Origin of the sequence: Buchnera aphidicola BCc (assembly GCF_000090965.1) — a bacterium.
GTDB lineage: Bacteria > Pseudomonadota > Gammaproteobacteria > Enterobacterales > Enterobacteriaceae > Buchnera_F > Buchnera_F aphidicola_F.
Genome location: NC_008513.1, coordinates 158018 through 170404, shown reverse-complemented (window position 1 = coordinate 170404; position 12387 = coordinate 158018). Strand labels below are relative to the sequence as shown.

The 12387-nt window shown below is 21.0% G+C and carries 12 protein-coding genes; 8 read left to right on the top strand and 4 right to left on the bottom strand.

Translation table 11 applies throughout. From position 1 onward, the window contains the following. Nucleotides 1-33: 33 nt before the first annotated feature. From frr to rpsB, 4 genes are all read right to left on the bottom strand, one after another. Entirely contained in the window at nt 34-591 is a 558-nt protein-coding gene (frr, locus tag BCC_RS00770; RefSeq protein ID WP_011672540.1) for a ribosome recycling factor, read from the bottom strand. Between the two features lie 54 nt (nt 592-645). Next, on the bottom strand, nt 646-1365 hold the full coding sequence (gene pyrH / locus BCC_RS00765; protein ID WP_011672539.1) for a UMP kinase: 720 nt from the start codon (nt 1363-1365) through the stop codon (nt 646-648). Nucleotides 1366-1462: 97 nt separating this feature from the next. Continuing rightward, entirely contained in the window at nt 1463-2293 is an 831-nt protein-coding gene (tsf, locus tag BCC_RS00760; RefSeq protein WP_011672538.1) for a translation elongation factor Ts, read from the bottom strand. 56 nt (nt 2294-2349) lie between these two features. Further along, nucleotides 2350-3075: a 30S ribosomal protein S2 gene (gene rpsB / locus BCC_RS00755; RefSeq protein WP_011672537.1), complete on the bottom strand. Its 726-nt coding sequence runs from the start codon at nt 3073-3075 to the stop codon at nt 2350-2352. A 356-nt stretch (nt 3076-3431) separates the two neighbouring features. Between rpsB and map the strand changes: the two genes are divergently transcribed. From map to erpA, 8 genes are all read left to right on the top strand, one after another. Then, nucleotides 3432-4223, top strand: a complete 792-nt coding sequence (gene map, locus BCC_RS00750) for a type I methionyl aminopeptidase (protein ID WP_011672536.1) — start codon at nt 3432-3434, stop codon at nt 4221-4223. Between the two features lie 140 nt (nt 4224-4363). Further along, nucleotides 4364-5191 (top strand): 2,3,4,5-tetrahydropyridine-2,6-dicarboxylate N-succinyltransferase, encoded by an 828-nt coding sequence (gene dapD, locus BCC_RS00745; protein ID WP_011672535.1) that lies wholly within the window; start codon nt 4364-4366, stop codon nt 5189-5191. 158 nt (nt 5192-5349) lie between these two features. Further along, nucleotides 5350-7074 (top strand): biosynthetic-type acetolactate synthase large subunit, encoded by a 1725-nt coding sequence (ilvB, locus tag BCC_RS00740; RefSeq protein WP_011672534.1) that lies wholly within the window; start codon nt 5350-5352, stop codon nt 7072-7074. A 9-nt stretch (nt 7075-7083) separates the two neighbouring features. Then, the gene (ilvN, locus tag BCC_RS00735; protein WP_011672533.1) at nt 7084-7566 is read left to right on the top strand and encodes an acetolactate synthase small subunit; all 483 of its coding nucleotides are present in this window, start codon (nt 7084-7086) and stop codon (nt 7564-7566) included. Between the two features lie 148 nt (nt 7567-7714). Continuing rightward, nucleotides 7715-8638, top strand: a complete 924-nt coding sequence (rsmH, locus tag BCC_RS00730) for a 16S rRNA (cytosine(1402)-N(4))-methyltransferase RsmH (protein WP_011672532.1) — start codon at nt 7715-7717, stop codon at nt 8636-8638. 474 nt (nt 8639-9112) lie between these two features. Continuing rightward, complete coding sequence (gene ftsA, locus BCC_RS00725) at nt 9113-10363, top strand: cell division protein FtsA (protein ID WP_011672531.1); 1251 nt, start codon at nt 9113-9115, stop codon at nt 10361-10363. A 65-nt stretch (nt 10364-10428) separates the two neighbouring features. Beyond that, a complete protein-coding gene (gene ftsZ, locus BCC_RS00720; RefSeq protein WP_011672530.1) occupies nt 10429-11589 on the top strand; it encodes a cell division protein FtsZ in 1161 nt (386 codons plus the stop codon). 188 nt (nt 11590-11777) lie between these two features. Continuing rightward, the gene (gene erpA / locus BCC_RS00715) at nt 11778-12113 is read left to right on the top strand and encodes an iron-sulfur cluster insertion protein ErpA (RefSeq protein WP_011672529.1); all 336 of its coding nucleotides are present in this window, start codon (nt 11778-11780) and stop codon (nt 12111-12113) included. The last annotated feature ends 274 nt before the right edge of the window (nt 12114-12387 follow it).

Genomic DNA, 12387 nt, shown 5'->3' with positions numbered 1-12387 from the left:
AAATGTATACATTATTTATATAATATTTATATATTATATTGTTAATAACTCTTTTTCTTTAATAGATAAAATATCATTTATTTTTTTAATAAATAAATTTGTATATCTTTGAATTTCTAATTTTACTTGTTTTTCTATATCTTGATTTATTTCTTTTTCTTTTAATAAAGTTTTTATTTGAATATTAGCTTCTCTTCTTATATTTCTTATAGAAATACGAGTATTTTCTGCATCATTTTTAATTATTTTTACGATATCTTTTCTTCTTTGCTCAGTTAATGCAGGTATTTTAATTCTTATATTAGAATCAGAAGAAATAGGATTTAAACCTAAATTAGAATTAATAATTGATTTTTCAACAGAATTTTTAATAGAAATATCAAATAAAGAAATTTTTAATGTAGAATTATTTTCTATTATTATATTTGATAATTTTGATAAAGCCGTATGTGTACCATAATAATCTATAAAAATATTATCTAATAATTCTGGAGTTGCTCTATTTGCTCGAATTTTATTTAAATCATTTTTAAAATTTAAAACACATTTATTCATTTTAATATAAGTTTTTTCTTGTAAAACGTTAATCATAAAATAATCTCATTCTTATTATAATTATAATTGATGAAAAATCATTAAAAATTATTATTTAATTAAAGTTCCAATATTACTTTTTTCTATAATAATTTTATATAAAATTTCTGGATCATACATATTAAAAACTAATATAGGTAATTTATTTTCATAAGCTAAAATTAATGATGTGTAATCCATTACCTTTAATTCTTTTCTTAAAATATCTTTATATGATAAATTTTTATATAATATAGCTGATTTATTAAGTATAGGATCAGATGAATAAACACCATCTACTTTAGTTGCTTTTAGTAAGATATTTGCTTTTATTTCAGTTCCATAAATACATGCAGCTGAATCTGTTGTAAAAAAAGGAATACCTAGACCAAAACAAAAAATTGCAACTGATTTTTTTTCTAAACATTTAATAGCTTTATCAATATGATATCGTTCACAAATACCTTCAAGTAAAGTTGATGAAAAAATTTTTGATTTTATATTAGCTGTTTGCATAAATTCATGTAATAACAATCCATTCATGACTGTAGATAACATTCCAATTTTATCTGATATTGAACGTCTCATACCTATTTTTTCTAAATCTGACCCTCTAAATAAATTACCTCCTCCTATTACTAAACCAATTTGAACTCCTAAATTTGTTAATAATTTTATTTGTTTAATTAATTTAGTAATAAAAATAGTATTTATATTAAATGTTTTTTTACTACTTAAAAATTCCCCACTAATTTTTAATAAAATTCTATTATATTTAATTTTTTTTTTCATAAATATCAAAATATATCAAATGTACATAACTATATAAAAAATTTATTTAAAAAAATATAAAAAATAATTATATTTTCTTAAATATTAATATTATTAATTATGTATTAAGATTATCAATATTTTCTCCTACTTGTAAACGTATAAAATTATTTATCCAAACTTGATTTTCTTTTAAATAATCATGTATAGTAATTTTAGGATTTATAATAAAATTTTGATTAATCAAAGTAATTTCACTAATAAATTTTTTTAAACGACCCTTAATAATTGCTTGTAATATTTTTGAACTTTTACCAGTTTTTTTAGCTATACTCTTTTGAATATCAGTTTCTTTTTGAAGAACGTTATTAGGAATATCTAATTCTGATAAATATAATGGAGCAGCAGCTGCTACATGCATAGCAATATTTTTAAAACATTTAGTTGTATTTAAGTGAGTATTAGGTGATAACATTTTTCCAGAAATAATTACTCCAATTTTACCTAAATGTTGATATGATTCTATAATATTTCCAGTAATATACTTAATTTTATTAATTTCTATATTTTCACGAACTCTAGAAATAAAATTTATTTTTTTTGAATTAAAAATTTCATTAATTTCTGTTAAATCAAAAATTTTATTATTACCAGAAAAATTAACAATTTTTTCTCCAAAATTTTTAAATTCTTCATTTTTTGAAACAAAATCTGTTTCTGAAGTTAATTCTAATAAAACACCTAAATTTTTACTACAATATGAAAAAATACGACCAAATTTTGTTTTTCGTAATACTTTCCTTTGAGCAATATCAGTACCTACAATTCTTAAATAATTAATTGCGTTAATAATATTTCCATTAGATTTTTGTAAAGCTCTTTTACATTCCAAATATCCTGATCCAGTTTTTATACGCAATTCTTTAATAAGTTTTACAGAAATTTTCATATTATTTCTTACCTAATATTAATATTATTAATTGATAATATAGAAAAATTTTAAAATTATTGTTCTTTTAATCTATTTTTTAAAATAATTGATTCTTTTTTTTCTTTATAACACTTTGATAATTCATCAGATAATATATTTAAATATAAATTAATTGATCGAATTGCATCATCATTTCCCGGAATAATATAATTTACACCATCAGGACTAGAATTAGTATCAACAATAGCAAAAACCGGTATACCTAAATGATTTGCTTCTCTAATAGCTATATGTTCATAAGCAGTATCGATAATAAAAATTGCATCTGGTAACCCTCCCATATTTTTAATGCCACCTAAACTATTTTCTAATTTATTAAGTAGACGAATTCTAAGAAGAACTTCTTTTTTAGTTAATTTATCAAAAGTTCCATCAAGTGATTGTTTTTCTAAATCTTTTAATTTATTAATAGATTGCCTTACAGTTTTCCAATTTGTCAACATTCCACCTAACCAGCGATGATTAACATAAAATTGATTACAAGATAAAGCAATAGATTTTATAGCTGCACTTGCTGAACGTTTAGTTCCTACAAATAAAATTTTTCCGTTAAATTTAATAGTTTTTTTTAATTCATTAATAGCTAATCTAAATAATGGTAATGTTTTTTCTAAATTAATAATATGCACTTTATTTTTTATTCCAAAAATAAAAGGTTTCATTTTTGGATTCCAATATCGTGTTTGATGTCCAAAATGGACTCCGGCTTTAATCATATTTTTCATTAAAGCGATATCCATAACTATTCTCCTATAATTTTATTTAAAAAAAAAAATATGCTATTATAACAAATTACTATTAACATTATAGTTTAAATAATATTAAAATAAAAATTAAATTTATTTAGAAATAAAATTATGTTATAAATTTTAAAATAATATTTATAATAATTATTTTTTAAAAAAAATATTTAATTTTAAATTTTTTATCTATATTTATATATTATAACATATTATATTACAATAGTTTATAACGTTCTTTAATATTTCTAAGTAAATAAAAATAAATTTTTAATTATAATATTTATTTTTGTAAACAAAAAATCTTTTTAAAAACAAAAATTTAGACAATAATAACTAATTATTTATACACAACAATGAAAAGAATTTTAAAAAACAAATATGAAATTAAACAAATGCGAGAATCTGGAAAAATTACTGCAAATGTACTTGAAATGATTAAATCTTATATTGTTACTGATATATCAACTGAAGAAATAAACCAAATTTGTCATCATTATATAACTCAAAAAAAAAAAGCAATTCCTGCATGTTTAGGATATAAAAATTTTCCTAAATCTATATGTATTTCTGTTAATGATACTGTATGTCATGGTATACCAAATAAAAAAACATTTTTAAAAAATGGAGATATTGTAAATATTGATGTAGCGGTAATTAAAAATGACTATTATACCGATGCATCTAGAATGTTTTTTGTAGGAAAAATAAATAAAAAAAACAAAAAACTATGTAAAATTACAAGAAATAGCTTATATAAATCATTAAAATATATTAAAAATAAAAAAAAGATAAATAAAATTGGTAAAGTGATACAAAAATATATAGAAAAAAATAAATTTTCTATAGTTAAAGAATATTGTGGACATGGTATAGGTAAAAATTTTCACGAAAATCCATATATTTTACATTTTTATAATAAAAATAATAATATTAAAATGTATTCTGGAATGACTTTTACTATTGAACCTATAGTAAATATTAGATCATCAAATATTAAATATATGAAAGATGGTTGGACAGTAAAGACAAGAGATGGGGGTTTTTCCGCACAGTATGAACATACAATTTTAGTTACTAATACAGGATGTGAAATCTTAACTTATCAAAGAAATGAAAAAATTCCAAAAATTTTTATAAATATATAAATATCTCTAATTTTCTCTAATTAAATATTAATATTCATAATTTTAATAATACTACAATTAAACTTATTAAATTTTATTAAAATATAACTATTAATACATATTCAATAATAAAAAATAATTATATAGGTTATTAATTAAAAATGATACAAATAAAAAAAAAAATAGAAAAAATTTTTTTAAAAAAAACAAAAAAAGAAAATTATAAGATATCAAAAGAAGAAAAAAAAATAATAAAAAAAACAATAAAACTATTAAATTCTGGTGAAATAAGAATTTCAAAAAAAAATAATAATACTTGGATTACATATCAATGGATAAAAAAAGCTGTATTATTATATTTATATTCACAAGATAATAAAATTATTAAAATATCAAATAATTCTTTTTATGATAAAATATCGTTAAAATATAAAAATTATAATAAAATCGATTTTATTAATGATGCTATACGTGTAGTTCCTAATGCAACAGTCAGATTTGGTTCTTTTATTGATAAAAATGTCATAATAATGCCTAGTTTTATTAATATCGGCGCGTATATTGGGAAAAATACTATGATTGATACTTGGGCTACTATTGGATCATGTGCTCAAATTGGTCGTAATGTTCATATATCTGGAGGAGTAGGAATAGGTGGAGTATTAGAACCATTACAGAACAATCCAACAATTATAGAAGATAACTGTTTTATTGGAGCTAGATCTGAAATCGTTGAAGGAGTTATTATTGAAAAAAATTCAGTAATTTCTATGGGAGTATATATAGGGCAAAGCACTAAAATTTATGATCGAGAAACAAAAAAAATATTTTATGGACGAGTTCCTAAAGGATCTGTTGTAGTACCAGGAACTTTACCTTCAAAAATAGGAAATATAAATTTATATTGCGCAGTTATTGTAAAAAAAGTTGATAAAAAAACATTAGATAAAACAGAATTAAATAAATTACTTCGTGCTATTAAATATTAAAATATATAATAAAATATTATCTGTATAATTTTACAGATAATGTTTTAATTAAAAAAAAAAATTTTTTATTTATAATTAAATTATAAAAAATATATTAATTATAAATATATATATTAAATTATTAAATAAATACTAATTATATAGGGATTACATACAATATGACATTATTATCTGGTGCCGAAATGGTTGTTCAATCATTAATGAACTTAAAAATAAAAAAAATATTTGGTTATCCAGGAGGGGCTGTTTTAGATATTTATGACGCAATTCATACATTAGGTAAAAAAAAAATACAGCATATTTTAGTACGTCATGAACAAGCAGCTGTACATATGGCAGATGGATACGCACGATGTACTGGAAAAATCGGAGTTGTTTTAGTTACTTCAGGTCCTGGAGCTACAAATGCAATTACTGGAATTGCTACTGCATACATGGATTCTATACCATTATTAATAATATCAGGACAAGTATCTTCAAAATTAATTGGTTTTGATGCATTTCAAGAATGTGACATGATAGGTATTTCTCGACCTATTGTAAAACATAGTTTTTTAGTAAAAAAATCTGAGAATATTCCTTTAATTTTTCAAAAATCGTATTTTTTAGCAACTAACGGAAGGCCTGGACCAATAGTAATTGATTTACCAAAAAATATTTTAGATCATAAAATAAAAAAAAAATATATTTGGGAAAATACAATTAATATTAAATCTTATAAAAACAACATAAAAAAAAATAAAAAAAATATAAAAAATGCATTAAATTTTTTATTAAAATCTAAAAAACCAATTATATATGCTGGAGGAGGAATTATAAGCTCTAATAGTCACTCAGAATTATATAATTTAGCAACAAAATTAAATATACCAGTAACAATGTCTCTTATGTCATTAGGTTCTTTTCCTAGTAATCATCCACAAAATTTATCTATGTTAGGTATGCACGGAACTTATGAAGCTAATATGGCTATGCATCATTCTGATATAATTCTAGCTATTGGAGTTAGATTTGATGATAGAACTACAAATAATGTAGATAAATATTGTCCAAATGCAAAAATAATACATATTGATATTGATCCTACATCAATTTCTAAAACAATAACAGCAGATATTCCTATTATTGGAGATGCTAAAAAAATACTAAAAAAAATGTTATTATTATTAGAAAAAAAAGAAAAAAAAAGATCAAACTCTTATTTAAATAATTGGTGGAAAAAAATACAAAAATGGAAAAATTATAAATTTAATAAATATAAAAATTCTAATAAAATAATTAAACCACAATATATCCTTCAAATACTACATAAATTAACAGAAGGAAAAGCATATATTACATCAGACGTAGGGCAACATCAAATGTTTGCTGCATTATATTATGGTTTTAATAAACCCCGTCATTGGATTAACTCAGGAGGGTTAGGTACAATGGGATTTGGATTACCGGCTGCTCTAGGAGTAAAAATTGCACATCCTAAAAAATTTGTAATATGTGTTACTGGAGATGGTAGTATACAAATGAACATACAAGAATTATCAACAGCAAAACAATATAATTTAGCAATATTAATTATTAATTTAAATAATCAATCACTAGGAATGGTAAAACAATGGCAAGACATGATTTATTCAGGTAGACACTCTCATTCATACATGCAATCATTACCTAACTTTATAAAACTAGCTAAAGCATATGGACATATTGGAATAAAAATAAAAAAACCAAAAGAAATAATCTCTAAATTAATATTAGCGATTAAACAGGTTCAATCTGGATCACTAGTTTTTGTTGATATTAATATTGATCCATATGAACATGTTTATCCTATGCAAATAAAAAACGGTGGTATGAACGAAATGTTATTAAAAAAAACAGGATAATTTAAATATATGCGCAGAATTTTATCAATATTATTAGAAAATGAATCAGGTGCATTATCACGAGTAGTAGGACTTTTTTCACAAAGAGGATATAATATAGATAGTCTATCAGTTGCTCCGACTAATAAAAAAAATATATCAAAATTAACAATTCAAACTTTTGGAAATAAAAAAACTATTGAACAAATTGAAAAACAACTTCATAAATTAATTGATGTATACCAAGTATTGGAAATAACAAATAAAAATTATATTGAAAGAGAAATTCTATTAATAAAAATTCAGATAAATAATCTAAAAAAATTGCATAAAATAAATCAAATTATAGAAATATATAAAGGTAATATTATTGATTGTTCTTCAGAACAATATATTATTCAAATATCAGATACAAATAGAAATATTGATTCTTTTTTAAATATTGCAAAAAAATCTTTTAAAATTATTGAATTATCAAGATCTGGTGTTATAGGTATCAGTTGTTATCAATAAGAAAAATATTTTTTAATAAATTAAAAATTAAATTTTTAAAAATTAATAAACAAAACTTTTATACATTTTCTATTAAATTTTAAAAATTATTTTTTAAAATAATTTCTTTAGAGAATGTATAGAATTAAATTCTAATAAATATAAAATTATGTCACATATACCTGTATTACTTAAAGAAACAATTAATGCTTTAAATATTAAGAAAAATGGCATATATATTGATGGAACATTTGGAAACGGAGGACATACAAAAGAAATATTAAAGTATTTAGGACAATCTGGTAAACTATATTCTATTGATCAAGATATTAAATCAGTAAATAAAGGAAAAAAAATAAAAGACAAGAGATTTTCTATAATATTTGGAAAATTTTCTAAAAAAATACCTTATATATATAAAAAAAATAAAAAAAAAAAAATTGATGGAATTTTATTAGATTTAGGAATTTCATCAAATCAAATTAATCAAAATGATAGAGGTTTTTCATTTATGAAAAACGGACTATTAGATATGCGTATGAACAATACAACAGGTATACCAGCTTGGAAATGGCTTAAAAAATCTAGTCAAAAAGAAATAGAGAAAGTGCTAAGAAAATATGGAGAAGAAAGATATTCTAAAAAAATTTCTTATGCTATCTATAATAGAAATAAAAAAAAAACAATAACTCAAACATTAGATTTAGTACAAATTATAAAAAAAGCAATTCCAAAAATAGATAAATATAAACATCCGGCAACAAGAACTTTTCAAGCTATACGTATTCATATAAATAATGAAATTAAAGAATTAAAAAAAACATTAAAAATATCAATAAAGATATTAAAAAAAAAAAGAAGATTAGTTATTATTTGTTTTCATTCTCTTGAAAATAGAATAGTAAAAAATTTTTTTAAAAAACATGGTAAAACTTTTTTTATACCAAGAGGATTACCTATTACCGAAAAAAAAATCAAAAAAATTGAAAATAAAAAAATAAAAATTATCAAAAAAATTAAACCTAAAAAAACTGAAATTCAAAAAAATAAAAGATCTAGAAGTGCAATATTAAGAATTGCAGAAATGTTATAATAAATATTTTTTTTAAAAAAAATATTAGACAATATTTATATTGTAAATAAATTAAAAAAAAATATATTTTTATCTTAATTAAGATATATAATTTATTTTTTCTGAATCTAATAAATATGATATAATATTATTATCAAAAAAAAAAATAAAAATTTTTAACTATATAAAAACATATTCATAAAGTAATTCTGTTACATTTAATGTAACAAATTTTTTTACATTCATAAAATATTTTTTAAAAAAAAACATTTTTATTATATAAATAACAATTATTTTTAATATAAAATATTACTTAATATTTTATAATCTAAAACAATAATTTTTTTATTATAAAAATATGAATGTATTAATTATATCATTAATATTAAAATATTTTATCTTTTAAATATAATCACATTCATTTTATTAATTATATTTTATATTATAAAAAATATAAAAATATTTTTAATAAAATTTTTATATAATCCAAAAAATATGAATCTTTCAATAAAAAAAAACATAATCGCTGCGTTAGAAATTGGAACTACTAAAATAGTTGTATTAATAGGTGAAATTCTAAAAAATGAAGTGATTAATATCATAGGTTTTGGTAAAAATAAATCTCAAGGTATAGAAAAAGGTAATATTAATAATTTAAATTTATTAATAAATTGTATAAAAAAATCTATTCATGATGCAGAAATAATGGCAAATTGTAAAATATACACTGTATATTTATCTATTTCACATGATGAAATTAATTGTTACAATGAAATTGGTATGACTCCAATTAAAAAAAATGAAATTACAAAAAGAGATGTAAAAAAAGTTATTAAAATAGCTAAATCAATAAAAATAAATAATGATCACAAAATTTTACATATGATTCCACAAGAATTTTCTATAGATAAAAAAAAAGGAATACGCAACCCAATAGGATTATCAGGTATAAGAATGCAAGCTAATGTACATCTAATTACTTGTAATAAAAACATTTCTAATAACATAATTAAAGCTATTGAAAAATGTGGAATTTATGTGAAAAAAAATATATTTGTAGGATTAGCTTCTAGTTTGTCTGTTTTAACAGAAGAAGAAAAAAATTCTGGAGTGTGCTTAGTAGATATTGGCGGAGAAGTAATGCATGTAAGCATATTTTTTAAAGGATCATTATATCATAATGCTGTTATTCCATATGCTGGGAATATTGTAACACGTGATATTGCATATGCTTTTTCATTATCATATTCTGATGCTGAATTTATTAAAAAAAAATATGGATATGCAGTAGAAGATATTGCAATTGCTTGTAAAAACATAGAAATTTTTAATAAAAAAGGAATAAAAATAAAAAATTGTCATTATCATTCTTTAATAGAAGTAATTGAACCTAGATATATAGAATTATTAAATTTAGTAAATAACGAAATAATAAAATTATATTCTCAATATAATTTTAAAAATATTAATAACAATATATTAAAAAATATAATATTTACAGGAGGATCCTCAAAAATAAAATATCTATTATTATGTGCTAAAAAAATATTTAATACTAATATTGAAATAAAAAAACCTTGTAATATATCTGAAATACCTAAATATTTGTCTAAACCAGAATATGCAACAATTATTGGATTACTTCAATATGGAAAAAATTATCAAAAAAATTCTTTTAAAAAAAAAAAGAAAAATGGAATTTTTAAATATTTTATAAAAAATATTAAATATTGGTTAACACATTAAATATAAAATATAATAAAAAATTAATATAACAATTTGAACTATTCCAATTTTACGGAGTTTATTGTATGTTTGAACCTTCAGAATTAAGTAATGATGCGGTTATTAAAGTAATTGGTGTTGGTGGCGGTGGAAGTAATGCAGTAGAACATATGGTCCGTGAAAAAATTGAAGGTGTCGAATTTTTTGCAATTAATACAGATGCACAGGCATTAAGAAAAATAGCTGTTGGACAAACAATCCAAATTGGAAATAATATTACAAAAGGTTTAGGAGCTGGAGCAAATCCTGATGTAGGTAAAAATTCTGCAGAAGAAGATAAAGAAACATTAAAATCAGCATTAGAAGGAGCTGATATGGTGTTTATAGCTGCAGGAATGGGAGGTGGTACAGGAACAGGAGCTGCTCCAGTAGTAGCAGAAGTTGCAAAAGAATTAGGTATATTAACTGTTGCTGTAGTTACAAAACCTTTTACTTTTGAGGGAAAAAAAAGAATGAACTTTGCTGAACAAGGATTAAATGAATTATCGAAATATGTTGACTCATTAATAACTATACCTAATGATAAATTATTAAAAGTATTAACACGTGGAATATCATTATTAGATGCTTTTGGGGCAGCAAATGATGTTTTAAAAGGAGCTGTTCAAGGAATTGCAGAACTAATAACGCGACCTGGACTAATGAATGTGGATTTTGCAGATGTTCGAACAGTTATGTCAGAAATGGGATATGCAATGATGGGAACAGGATCAGCCTCCGGAGAAAATAGAGCAGAAGAAGCTTCAGAAATAGCAATATCAAGTCCGTTACTAGAAGATATAGATCTATCGGGAGCAAGAGGAGTATTAGTAAATATTACCGCAGGTTTTGATTTACGACTTGATGAATTTGAAACAGTAGGTAATACAATTAGAGCGTTTTCCTCTGATAATGCTACAGTTGTAATTGGAACATCATTAGACCCTCAAATGGATCACTCATTACGAGTGACAGTAGTAGCTACAGGAATTGGAATGGAAAAAAGATCTGAAATTTCCTTTATACGTAATAAATCTTCTAAAGAAGCATTTGTAGATTATCGAAATAATAATTTAAGAAGAAATGGAATACTAGATAATTCAAATACTATAAAAAAAAATATAAATAATAATATTAATTCAATAAAAAAAGAAAAAAAAAATTTTTTAGATATTCCAGCATTTTTAAGAAAAAAAATAGATAAATAACTAAAAACCTTTTCAAACAAAAGACATAAATTTTAAAAATATTAAATTATTAATTTAATATACATAAATATACAAAAATCATCTGTTTTTATATAAAATTTTTATACAAACCATTTAATAATATAAATCATCTTTTTCTTTCAAAATAATATTAAATAAAAATTAATAAAAATAGAGTTTATATAAACATGTTAAAACATCAAATAAAAATTACTATTAATGCAATAAAAAAAATCAAAAAATTATTATTAAAAAAAAAAAATTTTAAATTGAAATTAAGAATATTTATTACTGGTGGAGGATGTAGTGGTTTTCAATATGGTTTTGAATTAGAAAAAATAACAAAAAAAAATGATATATCTATTATACAATCAGGAATAGAAATTATTATTGATCCTATTAGTATACAATACTTATTAGGAGGAAAAATAGATTATATTGAAAATTTAGAAGGATCTAAATTTGTTATTAGTAATCCAAATGCTAAAAGAACTTGCGGGTGCGGATTATCATTTAGTATATAATTTAAAGAATTAATCTAAATTCTATAATTTATATAGATAAAATTTATATGATATACAAAATATATTATATACTAAATTCGTTTTAGAGCAGGAAAATGACCTGCTCTTAAATACTATATACAAATATAAAATATATATATCTTTAAAAATATTTTTTAAAAAATTCAATAAACAATTTTATAATAAAAATATTTAATAAAATCTTATAAATATCTAAATATAAATATATTAATAAATTTTAATTTTATTAAAAAAAAATCTTAGAAATATATTA